This window comes from Enterococcus phoeniculicola ATCC BAA-412 (assembly GCF_000407505.1).
GTDB classification, from domain to species: Bacteria; Bacillota; Bacilli; order Lactobacillales; family Enterococcaceae; genus Enterococcus_K; species Enterococcus_K phoeniculicola.
This window is the reverse complement of the sequence record NZ_ASWE01000003.1, coordinates 338,124-356,854: the sequence shown is the minus strand read 5'-3', so window position 1 is coordinate 356,854 and position 18,731 is coordinate 338,124. Positions and strand designations below refer to the sequence as shown.

Genomic DNA, 18,731 nt, shown 5'->3' with positions numbered 1-18,731 from the left:
TAAAGATAGATAAAAGCTTTCTAAAAGTCTACGACTCTTGAAATCACGTCTCCTTTTTTGACTATTGCGCGCCTCTAAAACAAATAGGAGGGTGACACAGTTATTTTCAACAAATCATCTGACTTGCCATTTTTATCCGAGACCATAAAATAAGCAGAAGCAGACCATAGATATTCGTACTTGTTAATGAAACCATGAATGAACCAGCCTATCTCAGCGTATGGATACATTCTATTTAGCTCCTCTTTTCTCTATTGTATCATAAACGAAAAAAATGCGAGCCATTTCGTTTAAAGCGGGACGGAGAAAGATTTTTTATTGTTCCTATACGAATACTCAACGCTCCTACTTAAATCAGATTTTAACACGACTGCGAAGAAACTCATTTTTTTATGAGAGCTCGAAATTCAAAAGACCACAATCCATCTGCTCACTTCCTGCCCCTAAAAAAGAGCGTAAACTGATTCACCAATCAGTCCGCCCTCCAATGTTACTATGTTTTTCTATTTTTAATGATACAGAGGAAGCTCAGAAGTGTTCAGACCTCTCCTGCTTTTTCACATCTCTTCAATTCCATTTTTACTTTTTGTGTAATCAACTCATCTGTCAACACAAGCAATGTATCTCCGCTATGAATGAGTGTATCGCCGTGTGGTAACAACTCTGATTCTCCTCTTCGGATAGAGGCCAACAACATGTCTTCTGGCCAATTAATATCCCGAACCATCTGCTCATCAAATGAACTTTCTGCATGAACTGGAAATTCAAGAATCGTTTTTCGTCCGCTAATATCCCGAAAGGTTGGCTTTACGAGTCTTTCCAATAAGGTTTCATATATTGGATGTCCGCCTAACACATCAACAACTACATAGCTAACCAAAACAACCACACCAATTGACATCAGATGAGAAAAGTTTCCAACCATTTCTGTCACTAAAATTATCGCTGTAAGGGGGGCTTTTCCAATAGCAGCAAAATAACCCGCCATGGCAAACATCAAGAAATTTTTAATAAATAGACTTTCCATGCCAAAAAAATTGGTTAAAAAAACGCCATAGATTGTCCCAATAACAGCACCTAAAGTTAGAATAGGTAAGAAAATTCCACCAGGTAAGTTCGAGCCGTAAGAAACCATTGAGAAAATAAATCGTAAACCAAATAAGCCTATCAATAGCCACAAACTGAATGGGGCTTCTGCAAGAGCTAGCACAATTTGATTGCCGCCTCCTAACAAATGTGGAAACAAGAGCGCAATAGGAATAATCGCTAAAAATGGTACGACGCCATAATAATTAGGCGATAAATAAGGAATCTTTGCATACCATTTTGGTAATTGAAGAAGCACAAGCTGATACCCTCTGCCTAAAATACCTAATAAAATTCCCAAAACAGGAAGGGTCCAATAATACCGTAAAGGTAATGCTTCAATAGTGCCAATATATAAAACAGGCTTTAATCCAAATACATACAATGAAATAAAATTTGCCGTAATAGCAGCAGAAAAACTCGTTAGCCAAACCAGTGGAGAAAATGAATGATACACTTCTTCTAAAACAAAAAGAAGTCCTGCAATCGGCGCGTTAAATGCAGCAGAAAGCCCTGCACTCGCTCCACTAGAAATCAAAATTTTTTCTTCTGCCTTCGTACTTTTCATTTGCTCACTCACCCCTTGAGCCACTACTGCACCCAATTGGATAGAAGGACCTTCCCTACCTAAAAACAACCCTGCACTAATTGACAGAACACCTCCAAGAAACTTTTTCCATAGAACAGAAAACCAGTGAACATCAATTATCCCTTGAAGCTGACCCTCTACTTGTGGAATCCCGCTTCCTTTGATATTTCCATCACTTTTTACTAATCGTCCAACAATAATTGCTAAAAAAATAGAGACAACCACCCACGGAATAATCCATACTGGTTGCTTCTGAAAAAATAAGTACCAGTGAACAACCAGCTCACTAATCTTCTCAATTAAAAATCGAAACAGCGTAACCACTACACCTACACAAATTCCGACAATCATTCCCTTTCCTATGAAAAGAATCCTTGTACCATCTAGCTTTTGTAATTCATGACCCTCTTTTTGTCCCATCCTGTTCCCTCACAATCCATTATTTAATCTACGCTTATCGGATAGCTTTTTCAAGGGATAAATTGTTATTTTTAGAATTTAAACGATGAAACATCAGACAATAATTCGCAACAGCCTAGATTCGTTTCCTTACTTTTTTCTCTCATTTCTGGCTTGCTTCAACGAATTATTTTCCTGTAACCTTAAACAATCTAGCTAGCTGTTTTCTCACCAGATAAAAAAGTCTACTAAAAAATTTTTTTACGACAAATGAACAAACCAGTCAGCATTTTCTCTAACAATTGGGGCGTAATGAGTGCCATTTTTATTTGCTACAACGTTTCCAGCCCTTCTTCATAAAGCAAATCATTCACTTCATACACAGAAAGCTGATGAGAGATACCATAGATAAAGACGGCATCTCTCTCATGCTTTGCATAGAGCATGCCAAAGCCAGTTTTTTTCAATAATTCATTGGCTTGTGCCAGTGTTAATGAAAAACCTAGAATGAGTGCAATCATCTTGTCTCTTGGAGGAATTCGTTTGCCATCAAAATATTGATAGCCTGTTGCTTCTGAAATTGCTGCAGCTTTTATCACTGCGGCTTTTGTCTTTGCTGTTTTTTCAAGTAAAATACCCAACTGTATTTTTACGGATTGATTGATGAGATAAGGCTGAGTTTCAGCATAGACTCGCTTAAAACTATCCGCTTCCTTCAAAGAATGAAGTAACTCATTTGTACTTTTTTCTTTCATCTTACTCTCCTTTTCCACTTATTCACTTATTTTTCAAGTATACTACGAGAAAAACTTATCGCAACTATTCGTTATTTGCTATAATGAATTGGACTATGACTCTTGGAGGCGAAACGATGGATCAATTATGGCAGGCAGATAAATATAAAGAACTGGAGCCATTAACGGCGGAGCCTGACAGCCCTATTCTTGTCCGGAATAACCAATCTGGTGAATTTTGGGTGCAAAAAAAATATCCTAGAGAACTCGAAGCAAATTTACGCACGTTAATGACAATCCGTAATCCACACATTGCAAAAATTGAAGAAATTCACGTAATAGAAGAAACCATCTACGTCTACGAAGAATATGTTCATGGAAAAAACCTAAATACCCTTCTTCAATCAAGTGATGGTTTGTCAACTAAGTTTATTTATGAAATGAGTCTTCAATTGTTGGATGGGTTAATTTCTTTACATAAATCAGGACTCATTCATCGAGATATCAAACCTTCAAACATCATGATTTCCAATGATGATCGGATAAAACTGATTGATTTTGATGCCATTAGACAATTTAATGGTAAAAAAGAAAATGACACTACGTTACTAGGAACTGTTGGCTTTGCTTCTCCCGAACAATTTGGATTTGCTGAAACAGATAGCCGAAGTGACCTCTATTCATTAGGTGTTGTAATGAATGTTTGTGCGGTAAAAGAGTATCCTCAAACAAAGCTGCCAAATAATTACGCACTAAAAGCAATTATTCTTCATGCAACAAAAATGGATCCAGCCGACCGCTACCAAACCGCAGAAGAAATGAAGCGTGCCATCAAAATAAACCTGGCCTCTTACCAATCTGTTGTACAAGCACAAGCCAATCGGCCGTATGAGAAAGCCCAGACGAAATCGCAACCAACAGAACAGACTTATCAAGCGTCACCTGCAGGTAAAAAACAGAATGCTTCTAAACGCCTTTACCAAAAAACACAAGTAGAGAAAAAAGTAACCAAATCTATTCTATTTACTTATTTTGACGACTTTCGTTCAATGTCTCTTCCTAAAAAAGCAGTCATTATTTTTGGTTACGTACTGATAGCGATGGGTGCTATAGGAGGAGTAAAAGAACGGTTTACACCTAACGAAACATTCTTTTGGTATCTTGGCGTATTTATTTTAATTTTCGCGCCTTATTTCTTTTTTACAAGCTTAAAAACGATTCGTCTCTACACCCCCCTTCTACAATCAAACAGAAAGCGAGATCATGTATTAGCTTATAGTTTATTTTTTCTTGCTTGGTTTATCGCTTGGTTTATTTATGTTGCCATCTCTCCAAATTTGAGCTAAGCATTCTCAGTTATGCATTTTGCATAAGATTTTCTGTTTTTACTTTTGTATGATTTAGTCAGCAACACGGACTAAATAACAAGAGGAGATTGAAAAACAATGAAAAAAAAGATTTTGATTGGATTAGGAATTATTGTCGTTATTGGAATCATTGCAAATTTGGGGTCAAAAGATGAGGAAAAGCCAACGACAGAAAAAGCAAAGCAAGAAACGGTAACAAAAAAAGAAACGAATAAGGAATCTGTTGATAAAACAGAAGAATCAAAAAAACCTGCAGCAACTGACACGGGAGATTTAGGCGATTATCATGTAACCATCAAGAATCTTGAACTGGCAAAAGACTACGAAGGGTCAGATGTTGGGGTTGTAACCTATGAATTTACAAATAATGGTGATGAAAATGCGATGTTCATGACTGAAATTTCTGACAAAGCCTTTCAAAATGGGGTGGGTCTCTCTCTAGCAATTATGTCAGACAGCGGATATGTAGACTCAATGACAGAGATTCAGCCTGGCGCAACGCTTGAATTGAAAGTTCCTTATAAATTATCGGATACCACTTCTCCTGTCTCAGTTGAAGTATCAAAACTTTTCGGTAATAAAGAGAAACTAAAAAAAGATTTCACCCTTCAATAACGGTGGTTAGCCAGTTTTTTTCGAAAAACTGGCTTTTGTCTCTTTGAAGACACAGAATATTCTATTCTGAATAGATGGCATCATTTTATGGACATATTTAGGTGAAAGTCTAGTTATTTAGTCCGTAAATAGGCTACTTTACTCCTTAACAGTCAGTAAATGAACGGCCAGCCACAATCGTGTATTTTCTTTAAAAAGCCAATCCTCTCTCATATGAAAGGGATTGGTTTTTTTGTTGGGATTTTCTCAATCCTTTATTTTGCAAACCAGATTTTACTATCGAAGAATAAGAAACACTTCCTTTTGACATTCCTTAAAAAAACAAGCACAATAGAGCTAACCTAACTATTGGAAATATACATAAGGACTGTTGATATGAAAGAACCAATTATCTCCCAATGGATTGATTATGCTAAGAAACAATCGATGATTGAAGGACATCTAGAGACCTTATTGAAGAAAAAAAGCCAGCTTTCATTGAGCGAATATTATGCCCTTTATCAATTAAACCAACACGGACGACACATGCGCATTAGTGATTTGCAAACACATCTTTGTTTAAGTCAAAGCGCTCTTTCACGTCTCATCAAGCGATTAGAAGACAAACACCCCATGTTAATGAAACGAACTATTTGCACCGATGATAAACGTGGTGTTTACGTTACTTTGACAGACGAAGGGGCCAAAGAACTACTTGCTGTTCAAGAAGAAGTTGAAATGCTGCTGCAAAAAGAATTTCTTTAAGAGACTAAATGCTTGCCGTTTCGTCTTTTTTTTATTACATTATACATGCATGTGCATACATAAAATTTAGGAGGCTCTTCTTATGACCGAATTTGATACACCTTTCACGTTCAAACGTGGACTTCAATTAAAAAATAAACTGGTGATTGCACCTATGACGACCAAAATGTCCTTTTACGATGGGGTTATCACTACAGATGAACTAGATTATTATTCCCTACGTTCAGGCGAGGTAGGGGCTTTTATAACAGCTGCCGCTAATGTTCATGAAAGTGGAAAAGGATGGGAAGGGGAGTTAGGTGCCTATGATGACCGCTTCATTCCAGGTTTAGCAAAACTCGCCGCTGCCATTAAAAAAAATCATACTAAAGCTATCCTTCAAATTTTTCATGGTGGCAGAATGACTGATTCTAAGGTGTTAGGCGGCGCCCAAATCGTAGCTCCCAGTGCGGTACCTGCCGAAAGACCCGATGCACAAATGCCTAGAGAATTATCAGAAACCGAGATTTTAGAAATTATCGAAGGCTTTAAAGACGCCACTCGCCGAGCAATCGAAGCAGGATTTGATGGCGTTGAAATTCACGGGGCAAACACGTATCTTCTTCAACAATTTTTCTCTCCACATTCCAACCGACGAACTGATGCTTGGGGTGGGACACTCGAAAAACGTTTTACATTTATTAATGAAGTAGTGGATGGTGTTACCTCCGTTGTGGATGCGTCTGGTGTGAAAAATTTTATTGTGGGATATAGATTTTCACCAGAAGAATATGAAGAACCGGGGATTCGTTTGTCTGACACCTTTTATTTAGTGGATCAGCTTTCTAATAAGCCGTTAGATTATTTGCATCTCTCATTGAATGATTATACACGTATTTCGGTAAGTGAAGACTATAAAGAAAAAACCATTCTTGCTTATATCCATGAAAGAATCAATGGAAAACTACCATTAATTGGGGTAGGAAATGTTCGAACAAAACACGATGTGCAAAACGTATTAACTCATGCAGAGTTGATTGCTGTTGGACGTTCTGTATTAATTGATCCGCATTGGGCACAAAAAATTTTGGATAACCAAGAAAATCTCATTCGCCGAGAGTTGTCCTCATACGATAGAGAAGAATTAAAAATCAGTAATGGGGTATGGGGCTTTCTGCAAGGAATGATGCCGGAACGATTGAAATAAACCCAACTTACTGACAGACATTCTCCTCATTTTTTCCTAGAAAGTCAGTATTTTTACAATAAAAAAAGACTCAATAGACTATCCTCCACTAAACTGATTGTTTCGTTTTTAGGAGATTTTGTAGTCATTGAGTCTTTTTATCGTTGCAAACGTTCGGTAAACGCTGTGAAGTTTTCTCACCTGTGCTTTTTAAAATTCAGTTTTTATTTACACATCTGTTTATTAGCTTTACGAATTTTATTCTATTTGATTTCGTTGCATCCGCTCTTTTGCTTCTTTTGCTAACTGTTTTTGTGCTTTTTTAGAACCTCTATCAATATCTTTTTTCCTTTTTCTTGTTTGAAAGTCTACAAATAAACTCTCCAAGTCATACTCAGCGGGATATAGCTCTTGTGCCTTGGCTTTTAGCCGAATTCTTCGTCGTTGAACGGTACGCATTTGATCCGCTACAAATACTTCTACTGTCAATTCCCCATGATCTTCATAGATAAGTCCGACTTCTTTTGTTTCAGTTAAAACAATTCTATCCCCTTTGTGATAGCGCTCTTCATATTCGAGTCGTTGCGCACTCAAGGTCTTTTTTTGTTTGTTTGCTGAAAATAGTTTTCTTTCTGTCGGATATTTTTTATGAGCAATATAGCTGGCAGCTTGCTGAATTAATGCATCCGACATTTCCATTTTTTTAGCAATCCATAACGCCTGACTATCTCCTACTTTTCCAACCTGTAAAAGATACTTTGGCGTCAGCGTTTCTCGATCAAACGCCATAGCTGCTGGAACAAAATCTTCATGCTCCTCGGCAAAACGTTTGATTTCTCCATAATGTGTCGTTGCAACAACTAGTGCACCCTTTTGATACATACTCTCCATAATCGCAACAGCTAGCCCCGCTCCTTCATTTGGTTCTGTCCCGCTTCCAATTTCATCAAGAAGAACGAGGGTATGCCGTGTCACTTGTTTTAAAATGGCCGCAACATTTTTCATATGTCCAGAGAATGTGCTCAACGCATTTTCCAGATTTTGCTGATCACCAATGTCAACAAATAAATGATCCAAAATGGCAATCTCAGTTCCTTCTTCTGCAGGAATTTGCAACCCGAACATGGTCATTAACGTCAGTAACCCCACTGTTTTTAATACGAGTGTCTTTCCCCCGGCATTTGCACCTGTAATCACCAATCCACGATAGTCTGCACCAATTTGAAAATCAAGAGGAACAGCATTTGGAGGAAGTAAAGGATGTCTTCCTTGTTTGATAGAAATCCGTTCTTCTTTATTTACTTTTGGCGTGATTCCATCAAGCTCTCTGCTATATTTCGCTCGAGCAAAAATAATATCAAACGTTGTAACAGCTTCAATTCCATTGGTAATTAACAGCTCATGTTCACTTAAGAGACCATTCAGCTCTGCCAAAATCTGATACTCCTCTGCTACTTCTTCTGCTTTTAACAACGCAATTTGTTCATTTAGCTTTGCAACAGCAGCAGGCTCAATAAATGCGGTCTGTCCTTTTCCAGACTGTTCAATGATGCTCCCTGAAATCTTATTTTTATAGCTTGCCTTAATGGGTATCGTGTAGTGCTCTCCTTTTTTTACAATCATCGTTTCTTGAATCATCGTTTTGTTATTTGGATGTCGCAAGAATTTTAGGAGTTTTTCTTCGATTGCTCTTTCACTTTCATTTAGCTGCTTTCGAATGCGTCTTAACGATTTTGAAGCATCATCTAAAATCCGTTGTCCCTGAATTTTCTGATAAATACTTTCCTCGATAGCTAGAAAACTTGATAAATTTTTACTGTAGATATAAAGAAGTGGTGTTTGATACTGATTTTTTTCAAAGAATGTTTGAATCATTCGATTACTCCTTAAAAAATCAGCAACTTCAATTAATTCACCCGGTGTTAGAAGCAGACCTTTTTCTACTTCTTTCATTAATCGGTGAATCTGAGTGAGTCCCATAAAAGGGACATGCTGACCACTATCAATAATCAGCCTCGCTTCTCTTGTTTCCTGTTGTCTTGATTCCACAGCAGAGACACTCGTTTGGAGGTCCATCTGCTCAATTCGTTGTTTACTATACTCTCCAATTGCTCGAATTTGAACTTCTCGAATCATTTGGTCAAATTGTAAATTTTTTATAGTTTGTTCGTTAATCATCTCTTTCATCCTTTCAAAAAAGAGATACCCGTCTAAATAAATACATTGCCCTAGAGTGGTATACAAAAAAATAGACTGGAAATCACTATGCTCCCAGTCTAAATAATTATCTGTATTTCAAGAAACGATGAGAGAAGTCTTCTCTGCACTTGTAAAATACAATCATTTTTTATAATCGACAGGTATCACTTGATAAGCACGCCAAATAAACCATCTGGTCTATTAGCTATTCAACTTATGAATTAGATACCTATTACACTCACAAAACAGTCCCCGTTCTTCTCTAGGTCTTTGATTTATTCTCAAGAAGAATATAACAAGTTCAACTCTAAATGTCAACTTTAGTAGGGAATTTTCACGATACTTACTTAACTATCTACTTCAAAAACTACATAAAAATATGTTTTTTTATAATCAAAATTCCCTTTTTATTAAGGAATTTTTCGTTTGTTCAGCTGCTATTTTTACTGCATAATTTTAGGTGAATCCTTTCCTTCGTGGTAAAATCAGGCAGAGGTTTTCTCTGATGGACCCCTCTATTTCTACATCAATGAATACAAAGGAGTTATTATGGAATTTACTTTAACTGTAAATGTAACTGACGCAAAAACGGTGATTTCGTCAAAAAATTCACCGACTGTCACAATTGTTGATACGCCTGTTTTCCCAACAGCTCAATCAACCCCTGCGCTAATTTTTTTATTGAAAAAAAGACAATTTCTCGCTATCGGAAAAACAAGTGATTTAACAGAAAACCTGTCAATTGACTTTGACCAGATTATCACAGTCTCTTTTTCTTGGGAGGACGAACTTGACTACCTTGAACAGGTGATCTTTGATGAAGCAAAAGATGCACACACATTAATGAAAAAACTATCTCCTGAAATAAATATCCCAAAAAATGCACAGGTTACAGCTTCTAACACAAAAGATTGGCTTTTATCTGTTTTTTCAACATTTGGTTATACATTTGAAAATCTGTCACTTATAGAAAATAAAAAAACTGGAAAAACACGTCATAAATGGAGTAAAGAGGTTAGTCAAATAGAATTTTTTGTAGATACCAGACAAAGCAAAGCAACCGTTCTTTGGCAAAAGCGCAATGAAATGCTCATAAAAAAAGGGGCAGTTATGATGCCTGAGCCGCCATTAAATAAAGATGGTTCGCTTGGTTTCTCTGCAAAAATGGGGCAAAAAATCAGAGCAGACAACGCTTCTGTCTTTGAAAAATTTATCACAACGGAAGATTTAGTTTTGAAAAGTGTAAATGAAGTAGGTTTATTTCTTTATTTTGCCGGGACTAACAGCTGGTTAGAGCTAAAAGATGCTTCTGGAAGAACTATAGAGGACTGGACGAAAATTGAATAGTACGTTCGCCTTGCTCATTCAACCCAATTTTTTACTATAAGGAGATTTTATTATGTCATTTAAGATTTTATGGGAGCTAGGTGAAATTTATACCGCTCCGCTCAATTTATTTCTGATTCTATTAGGGATGGCCTATTCAAGCTTTCACTATGGGCTTTTTTTCAGTTGGCGTGTCTTGCTATTTACCATTACGCTTTTATTCATTCATATCGCTGTGAACATCTTTAATAACTACATGGACTACCAAAATGCAAAAGACCAAGCCTACCGCCAAGAAACGAACATTATTGGTCGTGAGCATCTATCATTAAGGTCTGTTCGAAATATCTTTTTTCTTTTTCTTGGTCTTTCATTTATTAGCGGACTACTCTTATCGTATTATTCAGATTTTTATGTCCTTATTTTAGGTGTCGTTGGCTACTATGTGGGTCTGGGCTATTCCTATGGCAGACGACCAATCAATAGCTTGCCCATTGCTGAAACAGTTCCTGCTGTCTTGAGCGGCTTCATGATTCCTATGATGAGTGCTTATCTGGTAAGCTATGATGCAGTCACTTTAGATCGTTCTTTTCTGTTGAATAGCTTTTTGGCCTTTTTCCCAATGGTTCTCTGCATGTTCAACAACCTGCTGGCAAATAACACCTGCGACTTGGAAGAGGATATTCGAAATGGACGAAAAACACTCGTTTATTATTTAGGAAAGAAATCAAGCGTCCTTCTTCTTCATCTATCTACAGCAATTATCTTTATTTGGATTGCTATTGAGGTTTCTCTCAAAAAAGAGCCTTGGTCTGTTCTACTCTTAGTAGGATTTCTTCCATTTATTTTGCCAAAACTAAAAATATATTTCAACAAACAAGAGAAACGAACAACCTTTCCATTGGTTCTAAAAAGTATGTCCTTATTGATGGTAGGCTATCCCGTCTTTTATTTTATTGGAACACTTTTCTCTTAAATTCAAAAAAGAGGCAGCAAAGATAAGGTGTTCCTCTAGTTAGATTTTCTTGATCTAACTAGAGGAATACCTCAAGAATCACTCTTTGTCGTCTCTTTTTTCATCACTTATAATCCTATAAAAATATCGTTTACTGTTACTCTACCGAAATCTAGTATCTTCTTGCACCTCGTCAAAAATACAGCGTTTTACCTGTTCTGGATAGCGTACACAATTTATTGCTTTATGCTTATCTAAGTCTAAATTTTCAAAAATATCATTTGTCTCATAATAGTCACGAATCGCATCTCGATCACTATTTTTCTCTAATGTTTCAGCATCGACTACACAATCATAGATTAGAAAGAAGAGATAATAAGAAATTTTTGCATCCAATGTAAAGATTTTTTTTGCTGAATCACTAAAATTTTCAGGACTCACTTCTTTAATCACTGTCTTTATTTCCCGACAATATTCATAGATATGTGTTATAAGAAGAGCATCGTTTTCATCTATTGCTCGACTTTCATCTTGTTTTTGTCGTTCTTCTAAAATAAATTCTTCAATATTGAGTTCCCAAAAAAACGTAAACTCTTCTTTTTCCATACACTCACTCCTTGCAAATAAAATCCTATTATCAAATAAAATCTATAGGTATTCCTGAAATATCTATTATCTGTTTATTTTTTCGGAAAGTAAAGTTCACATCTCAACTGAGCTTTATAACTATTTTGAACATTTTCTAGTACGTCTACTTCTCAATAACAACATTTCCAACTACAAGTATCCTGTCTATTGAAGCGTATAGACTCTCCCAGAATTTACTTTTTGTTTCTATTCTGTTCCATTTAATTTTCTATATAGAAATTAAGCATCTACATTCATCCCTAGTCCCTCTGTACTCATTAGTCATTTTGCTACTCTTCATTAGACAATTCTTGTCCTGCTTCACGTAGATGATTCCATGCGAAGAATGCTGCTGGAAGATACGTAAATAAATAACTTACTCGCTGACATAATCCCAACTGATTTAGAAAAGGTAGATGATTGACCTCTGGTACACGGGCGAACCCGTAAACAGCTGCAAAAAATAAACTCATCAACAGCAAAACAGAGTAAAATCGCTTCTTGCTATCTTCTTCTCTATTCAAATAATAAATAACGATTAAAAATGGAAATAATAAAAATCCTCCATACCCAATCCCTGAACCAATATTATGAATCCATGTGGAAATTCCCCACGTTTCTTGTTGTGTATTTATACTAAATAGTCCTGTAAAAATACAATCACCTATCGCATAAAATCCTAGACTCAATAAAGCAATTACACCCAGCTTTACAGAATGTCGGCTAAATACTCGATAAACTGCCGGAACGGCAAGTAGTAATAGGCTGCCGGAAATAACAGAAACTATTAGAAAAGCTCCTCGAACAGGACTGGCGACATCCCCAAAGGTACTAATTACACGCTCAAATTGATTCAATCCAGGATAAAACATGCCTAGAATATAGGGGGTGGATAAATCGCTTAGGATGCCCGCTAAGAAAAAATAAAAACCATATTTACTCAAAAATTTCATCATAATTCCTCCTGATGCAACCCCTCAGGCACTTTTTATACTTTTCTACTCTGCCTGTTTTTATTATAATCCTTTATTTCCCAATGTGTTAATGAAATAGTAATAGAAACTATGCATTTTTTACGACTTTCCTATACTTAGTTTTTTCTTGTTTTAAATTCCCTTTCTCCCCTTTATTCAGTATAATAGAGGCAAGTTTTAGACGCGTTGGGACTACGAAAAAATCTATGAGTTATTTGTTAAAAAATAGGCGAATCATAACAATTTTCCTATTTTATAAGTAATATTTTCCAACTCTAGATTTTCAATCGAAAGGCAGGTTTTTCAATGTATTCCATGCTAAAAAAAGTCATTACTGAAAAAGATATGCTCCGTCAAATTTCTCTATTAGAGCAGTTATTAAACTATCCTAGCATTACAGCAAAAGAGCTAGCTCAAGAATTACAGACAACCGAACGAACCATTTTTTCTGATCTTCAGCTAATTCGTGATCAACTGCCAACAGGCTGGTTTATTGACTCCAGCAGTCAAGGAATTCAGCTAAAAAATACAGAGAAAAAACTAGCCAACGAACTATTAACCGTGTTTCTTACTCAATCGGTTAGCGTGCAGCTCATCAAATCTCTATTGTTCACCCAGACACTCTCTACCCCTTCTTTTTTATACGAAAATGGCTTATCACTGGAGACCCTGAAACGACATACAGCAAAAATAAATAAGCAGCTAAAGGAATTTGATATTCAAATTAAAATAGGTGCAAAGACCGCTGAACTTCGTGGAGATGAAAGTGCTATTCGGATTTTTTATCATAGACTGCTTCTCCCCTTCACTCACAATAACTATTTTTTTGATGATTACTCGATTCACGAAGAGCATTACTTCCAATTTTTACAGCGGTTGAATCAATCAGATTTATCAGTAGATACGGAACAAATCTTTGGTGCCTGCTGGTTTTTCATTAACACCATCCGTATAAAGGCAAATTGTCGAATCAACACCTTTTCATTTCACGAAGAGGACTCACTATATGCCCTATATGCGGCTCCTCTAACCCGTTTATATCAAACAGAAGGAATCTATCTGCAAAATGAAGAATGCTTCTTTGCTTTCTTTTGCTTTTTGGAAAGCTGGAATTACAACAATACGTTTGGAAATAAAATCAACTTGCATAGTATGTATCCCACTTTATATTCTGTTGCAGACCAATTAACTCAGCAAGTAATTTGCCGGTCAAATATTCCTTTACAAGAATCAAAGCTAACGGAAAATCTTACACTGCTTCTCTTAAAATATAATGAATCTACCTTACTTTCTCAACAGTTTCAACTAGAGTATCAAGAGCTATTAACCGATAGAAAGCAGAGTGACCGCCATCAAAACGATGAGGAAATCCTAACAATCATTCAAGATACTGTTCATTTAGAAAATCCTGCCTATCTCATGAATCTAATTTCACTTTTAGAGCAGCAAGCACTATTCGCTTATCAGCCGAAAGTTATGACTGTGTACTTTCTTTTCCAAGGTGAGCCTGCTTGGAAAGCTTTTCTACAACAAGAATTAACAGATTTGTTGGGTCGAAGAGTCTCCATGGTTTCACTTGAACTTTCCCAAGTGGCACAGACTCTTTTTCAACCACAGGACCTGATTGTTTCAAATTTTCTTTTGGAGGAGGTATCTGTCCCAATTTGTTATATTTCTACCATGCCGACAAAAAATGAGCTGCGGCAGTTAACCGAGCTCACTCTTAAACACTATTTATAAACAATCACGTTGTTCTTTTGACCGTTGTGTTTGTCTTGCCGATAGTCGTTTACTTATGGCTTTCTCTCCTTCAACAATGAGAAACAGTAGCAGAACATTGGCTAAAATAACCAAGTGCTGTTGTCCAGTTAAGCCAGTAGTTCCTACCCATTGTTGTACGATTGGTAAATAGATTACACCAGCTTGAATGACAGCCAAGATTCCTAGTGAGATAAACAAAGCTTTATTTTTAAAGAGACCTTTGTTTAATGAAGGCTCTGTCAACTCTCGACAATTAATCATGTAGACTGCCTGAGCAAGAACAATATTCTGCAAAAGAATCGTCTGCTGAACGGACTCTCCTGTGAACTGCATAGCTAGCAAGTAACCTGGAATCATGATGAGGAGTGACACATAGATAATTCGGAACATGCTGTATCCTGATAAAATCCCTTCATCTGCTGATCTTGGCGGTCGATTCATCGTATCTTTGCTGGCCTTTTCAAAGCCTAATGCATAAGAAAGAGTAATGGTACTCACCATGTTCACCCACAGGATTTGAATAGGGGTTAATGGCAAAGGCTGATTCAACAATAACGCGAATACTACGACTAATCCTTGTGCTAAAGAGGTTGGGAGGAAAAAGTTAATCGTCTTTTTCAAATTATCAAAAATTCTTCTGCCCTCTTTTACTGCTTTAGCAATCGTATGGAAATTGTCATCTGCAAGAACCATATCTGCTGCTTGTTTGCTGACTTCGCTTCCTTTAATTCCCATCGCTATCCCAATATCTGCTTTCTTCAGTGCTGGCGCGTCGTTTACGCCATCTCCCGTCATCCCAACGACTTCTCCATTTGCCTGTAGGGCAGTGATAATCCGCAGCTTATGCTCTGGCGTTGTTCTAGCAAACACATCTACTGTTTGAACCATTTTTGCAAGCTCTTCTTCTCCCATACGGTCGATATCAATGCCCTCTAATACAGTGTTTGTATGCTTTAAACCTATTTCACGACCAATGGCTTGCGCTGTATCCTTGTGGTCACCTGTAATCATCTTCACAACAATTCCAGCTGCCTGACTCTCTTTTATTGCCTGAATAGCACTCTTTTTAGGTGGATCGATAATTCCAGCTAACCCGCTAAACGTTAATTCAGTAAGACACTCATGGGTCAGTTCCTGATTTTTTGCTATAAGCTTATAAGCAAATCCTAATACCCGCTGCCCTTTTTTCGCTAATTTTGAGGCTTCCTTTTCCCACTCATTTCGTTCTTTTTCTGTCATAGCTGACTTTCCTAGTAAAACTTCTGGTGCTCCCTTTACAAAAATAACTGCCTCATCCCCTTCTGGATGAAGAGTGGCCATGTATTTGTAGCTTGAACTAAAAGGAATCTTACTTGTTACAAGGCGTAAGGATTGCGATTTCTCACTTTTTTCAACATAGTGCAGTAAAGCAAGTTCAGTTGGATTTCCCTTTAACTCACTTACCAGTTGGTCATCAGATAATTTAAGCTCCTGACAATTATTCATAATTTCTGTCACGCGCATTTGATTGGGCGTAATTACGTCCATAACAGTCATTTCGTTCTTCGTTAATGTTCCTGTTTTATCAGAGCAGATGACCGTCATCGCTCCTAACGTTTCAACAGATGGCATACTTTTTATAATCGCTTGCTCGTCAGCCATCTCTTTTACACCCATTGATAAAATCATCGTTAAAACCGCTGGCAACCCTTCTGGTATCATCGCAACAATTAAGGCAATCATTGCTGAAAACATAAACTGCCAGTCCATTCCATAACGAAAAGCAGTAAAGAAGAGAAGAAAGACAATCAATCCAATAATCCCTCGGAAAATCTGCTTATTAAGCTGATGCATTTTTCTAACTAAAGGCGTTGTTTGTGACTGAACGGATTGTAATGCCTGATTAATTTTCCCGATTTCTGTTGTATCTCCTGTTTCAACCACAATGCCCAAAGCCGATCCTGCCTGTACCAATGTACCAGAAAACGCCATGTTCTTTTGATCTCCAGCAGGAGCTTCTTTTTGAATCAGCTGACTATGTTTTTCCACAGGCTCAGATTCACCTGTTAATATAGCCTCTTCTACTAATAACTCATGAACATCAAACAATCGTAAATCGGCTGGAACAACATCCCCAGCTTTAAGAGAAACAACATCTCCTTTAACCAGCTCTTCCACCGAAACAGTTTGCTTCATTCCCTCAACAAGAATAACTGCATCTTGTCCCATCATTTGTTTCAAGCCATCCAAAGACTCTTCTGCTTTTCTTTCTTGCCAATAACCAACAAAGCCGTTGACAATCACTACGAGTAAAATAATACTTCCTTCTACATACTCCCCTGTAACAAACTTTAAAATCGCCGCTGCAAGTAAAACGAGCATAAGTAAATCGGTAAAATGCTTCACTACTTTTTGCCAAGTTTTTAACTGCTCACGTTCATTCATTTTATTATAACCATCTGTTTCCAAGTGTTTCACTCGTACAGCTGGAGTTAATCCTGTAGTTGTTGTATCGGTTTGCTTCATTACATCTTTTACTGATAATTGATACCATTTCATCGGCATTTCCTCCTCGTTCTTTATACATTGATTATAGGAGAGAATACTTCTTTTTTTTGGTCAATAATTTCAGTGAAAACTGAAAAAAATGCTTAACGACTCTCAAAACGTTCTTTAGTTTTCCGCTGTAACTGAATGCCAACAGATTCAAGTAGCAGTTAGTTTCTACAAAAAAGTGATACAAACTATGAACACGTGCAAAACCATTTGCATCGACACCGTGTTTACGTGTTTGTATCACTTTATAATTTATTTTAACAAGAAGTATTGTCTTCTCGACTCATCGTTTCTTTATATCAAGCTTATGTCTTCTAAACCGTCCCAATCTATCAACTCAACTTCTTTCTTTTCACGAATAATCAGATTCGCTTCTTCCAATAATTTAAATTTTCTAGAGAGTGTTTCAGGTGTTGTTCCTAAAAAGGCAGCTAGTTCTTTCATTTTCATTGGCAAGTGGACTTGACTTTTGCGCGTTGCCTTCCCTAAATTAAGCAGATAAGTTGCTAGGCGCTCCTCCACCTTCTCCATCATTAAAAACTGTGTTTGCTGTTCGAGTGTTAATGATTTATCTGCATTTATTTCTAAAAGCTTTAAGGTTATTTGTGGATACTTCAATAAAAGCTCAGTAAAATCAGATTTTTTTAATATACAAATTTCTGTTTTTTCTAGTGCTTCACCAAAAATGACTTCATTTACAGCACCAAATAACTGATTTTCACCTTCATAACCACCAGGCTCTACAACACGAAGCAGCTGTTCTTTTCCACTTGCAGATAACTGATAGACTTTCAGCGCTCCTCTTGCAACAATTATTAATTGAGCATCGGATTCTGGTGTAAAAATTTGTTCTCCTTTTTCTGCAAATCGATGGGTAACCAGTTGATTAATTTTCTTTTGTTCGTCTAGTTCCAAATGATTAAATAATGGCACCAGAGTCACACAAAGATGTTCCTTATTCATGAGCTTTCCTCCCTTATAGAAACGAATCCGACACCATCCTAACACTTGCTCTTAAAAATGTACAACTAGGCAGATTTCTCAACTGCCTTAATCACAGGATAACCAATGCCTTCAATCGCTTTTTGGATTGTAGAAAGAGACGTCTTTGCTGAATCAAAATTTGCTTTTAATTTGCTTGCATTAAATAAGACTTTCACGCTCTCTTTCTCCACACCTTCAACTCGTTTGACTGCCTGCTCAATTTTTTGCATACAGGTTGGACAAGCTAAAGTTTCTAAGGTAATTACTGCTTTTTTCATTAGAATCGCTCCTTAATTTTCTTGAGTTAGTTTATCGGCTTGCGCAAATAATTTATAGGTCTTTTCAAAAGTTTGACACACGTCATCTGGAATGAAGAACTCATTTGTAATCTCACGTAATTTAACAAAGTCTTCCTTTATATTTTCCCCTTTGCGGATTTTCTCTTGAATAACTTTATAGATAGATTGTACTTCAAACACCTCTGGATGATGTGCGCCATGTGCACGTGTAATTGCCGTAGTATATAGATCTAGTGCTTCTTGGTTCTCTATTAAAAATGTGGCTACGTTTGACATATCTATTCCAGCTTTCTTTTATTTTATCAATGTACTTTTGATACATTATTTTTCCAAATGATACACACTTTCTATTTTCTAGTATAGATAAGGATG

The 18,731-nt window shown here is 36.8% G+C and carries 17 protein-coding genes; 7 read left to right on the top strand and 10 right to left on the bottom strand.

The window, feature by feature from the left end:
- Window positions 1-74: 74 nt before the first annotated feature.
- From I589_RS18385 to I589_RS12355, 3 genes are all read right to left on the bottom strand, one after another.
- On the bottom strand, window positions 75-230 hold the full coding sequence (locus tag I589_RS18385; protein WP_010768104.1) for a hypothetical protein: 156 nt from the start codon (window positions 228-230) through the stop codon (window positions 75-77).
- Window positions 231-538: 308 nt separating this feature from the next.
- Window positions 539-2,095: a ClC family H(+)/Cl(-) exchange transporter gene (locus I589_RS12360; protein WP_010768103.1), complete on the bottom strand. Its 1,557-nt coding sequence runs from the start codon at window positions 2,093-2,095 to the stop codon at window positions 539-541.
- A gap of 311 nt (window positions 2,096-2,406) precedes the next feature.
- Window positions 2,407-2,829 carry a hypothetical protein gene (locus I589_RS12355; RefSeq protein WP_010768102.1) on the bottom strand — a complete coding sequence of 141 codons (423 nt, stop codon included), beginning with the start codon at window positions 2,827-2,829 and terminating at the stop codon, window positions 2,407-2,409.
- Window positions 2,830-2,945: 116 nt separating this feature from the next.
- Between I589_RS12355 and I589_RS12350 the strand changes: the two genes are divergently transcribed.
- From I589_RS12350 to I589_RS12335, 4 genes are all read left to right on the top strand, one after another.
- Window positions 2,946-4,154 carry a serine/threonine-protein kinase gene (locus I589_RS12350; RefSeq protein ID WP_010768101.1) on the top strand — a complete coding sequence of 403 codons (1,209 nt, stop codon included), beginning with the start codon at window positions 2,946-2,948 and terminating at the stop codon, window positions 4,152-4,154.
- Window positions 4,155-4,253: 99 nt separating this feature from the next.
- Window positions 4,254-4,790, top strand: coding sequence for a DUF5067 domain-containing protein (locus I589_RS12345; protein WP_010768100.1), 537 nt, complete (start codon window positions 4,254-4,256; stop codon window positions 4,788-4,790).
- A gap of 375 nt (window positions 4,791-5,165) precedes the next feature.
- Complete coding sequence (locus I589_RS12340) at window positions 5,166-5,534, top strand: MarR family transcriptional regulator (protein WP_010768099.1); 369 nt, start codon at window positions 5,166-5,168, stop codon at window positions 5,532-5,534.
- 82 nt (window positions 5,535-5,616) lie between these two features.
- Window positions 5,617-6,720: an NADH-dependent flavin oxidoreductase gene (locus tag I589_RS12335; protein WP_010768098.1), complete on the top strand. Its 1,104-nt coding sequence runs from the start codon at window positions 5,617-5,619 to the stop codon at window positions 6,718-6,720.
- Window positions 6,721-6,957: 237 nt separating this feature from the next.
- On the opposite strand, the gene I589_RS12330 is transcribed toward I589_RS12335, so the two are convergent.
- Entirely contained in the window at window positions 6,958-8,877 is a 1,920-nt protein-coding gene (locus tag I589_RS12330) for an endonuclease MutS2 (RefSeq protein ID WP_010768097.1), read from the bottom strand.
- Between the two features lie 570 nt (window positions 8,878-9,447).
- Between I589_RS12330 and I589_RS12325 the strand changes: the two genes are divergently transcribed.
- Both I589_RS12325 and I589_RS12320 read left to right on the top strand, forming a co-directional pair.
- On the top strand, window positions 9,448-10,245 hold the full coding sequence (locus tag I589_RS12325) for a hypothetical protein (protein ID WP_010768096.1): 798 nt from the start codon (window positions 9,448-9,450) through the stop codon (window positions 10,243-10,245).
- Window positions 10,246-10,297: 52 nt separating this feature from the next.
- Complete coding sequence (locus I589_RS12320; RefSeq protein ID WP_010768095.1) at window positions 10,298-11,200, top strand: UbiA family prenyltransferase; 903 nt, start codon at window positions 10,298-10,300, stop codon at window positions 11,198-11,200.
- A 141-nt stretch (window positions 11,201-11,341) separates the two neighbouring features.
- Here the strand turns inward: I589_RS12320 and I589_RS12315 are convergent, their stop codons facing one another.
- Window positions 11,342-11,785 carry a DUF7006 family protein gene (locus I589_RS12315; RefSeq protein WP_010768094.1) on the bottom strand — a complete coding sequence of 148 codons (444 nt, stop codon included), beginning with the start codon at window positions 11,783-11,785 and terminating at the stop codon, window positions 11,342-11,344.
- Between the two features lie 311 nt (window positions 11,786-12,096).
- Window positions 12,097-12,759 carry a DUF998 domain-containing protein gene (locus I589_RS12310; RefSeq protein WP_010768093.1) on the bottom strand — a complete coding sequence of 221 codons (663 nt, stop codon included), beginning with the start codon at window positions 12,757-12,759 and terminating at the stop codon, window positions 12,097-12,099.
- Between the two features lie 327 nt (window positions 12,760-13,086).
- Between I589_RS12310 and mafR the strand changes: the two genes are divergently transcribed.
- Window positions 13,087-14,520, top strand: a complete 1,434-nt coding sequence (mafR, locus tag I589_RS12305; protein ID WP_010768092.1) for a global transcriptional activator MafR — start codon at window positions 13,087-13,089, stop codon at window positions 14,518-14,520.
- Here mafR and I589_RS12300 read toward each other — a convergent pair.
- The 4 genes from I589_RS12300 to I589_RS12285 all read right to left on the bottom strand — a co-directional run bounded on the left by I589_RS12300 (window position 14,515) and on the right by I589_RS12285 (window position 18,635).
- The gene (locus I589_RS12300) at window positions 14,515-17,079 is read right to left on the bottom strand and encodes an HAD-IC family P-type ATPase (RefSeq protein WP_010768091.1); all 2,565 of its coding nucleotides are present in this window, start codon (window positions 17,077-17,079) and stop codon (window positions 14,515-14,517) included. The genes mafR and I589_RS12300 overlap by 6 nt on opposite strands.
- A 291-nt stretch (window positions 17,080-17,370) precedes the next feature.
- Window positions 17,371-18,039, bottom strand: coding sequence for a Crp/Fnr family transcriptional regulator (locus tag I589_RS12295; protein ID WP_010768090.1), 669 nt, complete (start codon window positions 18,037-18,039; stop codon window positions 17,371-17,373).
- A 65-nt stretch (window positions 18,040-18,104) separates the two neighbouring features.
- Complete coding sequence (locus tag I589_RS12290; protein WP_010768089.1) at window positions 18,105-18,338, bottom strand: heavy-metal-associated domain-containing protein; 234 nt, start codon at window positions 18,336-18,338, stop codon at window positions 18,105-18,107.
- Between the two features lie 12 nt (window positions 18,339-18,350).
- Window positions 18,351-18,635, bottom strand: a complete 285-nt coding sequence (locus tag I589_RS12285) for a hypothetical protein (protein ID WP_010768088.1) — start codon at window positions 18,633-18,635, stop codon at window positions 18,351-18,353.
- Window positions 18,636-18,731 lie beyond the last annotated feature (96 nt).

Coding starts and splice junctions, on each gene's coding strand:
- I589_RS12310 (WP_010768093.1), bottom strand. CDS start 12,759: ATGAAATTTTTGAGTAAATATGGTTTTTATTTTTTCTTAGCGGGCATC.
- I589_RS12290 (WP_010768089.1), bottom strand. CDS start 18,338: ATGAAAAAAGCAGTAATTACCTTAGAAACTTTAGCTTGTCCAACCTGT.
- I589_RS12295 (WP_010768090.1), bottom strand. CDS start 18,039: ATGAATAAGGAACATCTTTGTGTGACTCTGGTGCCATTATTTAATCAT.
- I589_RS12345 (WP_010768100.1), top strand. CDS start 4,254: ATGAAAAAAAAGATTTTGATTGGATTAGGAATTATTGTCGTTATTGGA.
- I589_RS12340 (WP_010768099.1), top strand. CDS start 5,166: ATGAAAGAACCAATTATCTCCCAATGGATTGATTATGCTAAGAAACAA.
- I589_RS12335 (WP_010768098.1), top strand. CDS start 5,617: ATGACCGAATTTGATACACCTTTCACGTTCAAACGTGGACTTCAATTA.
- mafR (WP_010768092.1), top strand. CDS start 13,087: ATGTATTCCATGCTAAAAAAAGTCATTACTGAAAAAGATATGCTCCGT.
- I589_RS12285 (WP_010768088.1), bottom strand. CDS start 18,635: ATGTCAAACGTAGCCACATTTTTAATAGAGAACCAAGAAGCACTAGAT.
- I589_RS12330 (WP_010768097.1), bottom strand. CDS start 8,877: ATGATTAACGAACAAACTATAAAAAATTTACAATTTGACCAAATGATT.
- I589_RS18385 (WP_010768104.1), bottom strand. CDS start 230: ATGTATCCATACGCTGAGATAGGCTGGTTCATTCATGGTTTCATTAAC.
- I589_RS12360 (WP_010768103.1), bottom strand. CDS start 2,095: ATGGGACAAAAAGAGGGTCATGAATTACAAAAGCTAGATGGTACAAGG.
- I589_RS12300 (WP_010768091.1), bottom strand. CDS start 17,079: ATGAAATGGTATCAATTATCAGTAAAAGATGTAATGAAGCAAACCGAT.
- I589_RS12315 (WP_010768094.1), bottom strand. CDS start 11,785: ATGGAAAAAGAAGAGTTTACGTTTTTTTGGGAACTCAATATTGAAGAA.
- I589_RS12355 (WP_010768102.1), bottom strand. CDS start 2,829: ATGAAAGAAAAAAGTACAAATGAGTTACTTCATTCTTTGAAGGAAGCG.
- I589_RS12320 (WP_010768095.1), top strand. CDS start 10,298: ATGTCATTTAAGATTTTATGGGAGCTAGGTGAAATTTATACCGCTCCG.
- I589_RS12350 (WP_010768101.1), top strand. CDS start 2,946: ATGGATCAATTATGGCAGGCAGATAAATATAAAGAACTGGAGCCATTA.
- I589_RS12325 (WP_010768096.1), top strand. CDS start 9,448: ATGGAATTTACTTTAACTGTAAATGTAACTGACGCAAAAACGGTGATT.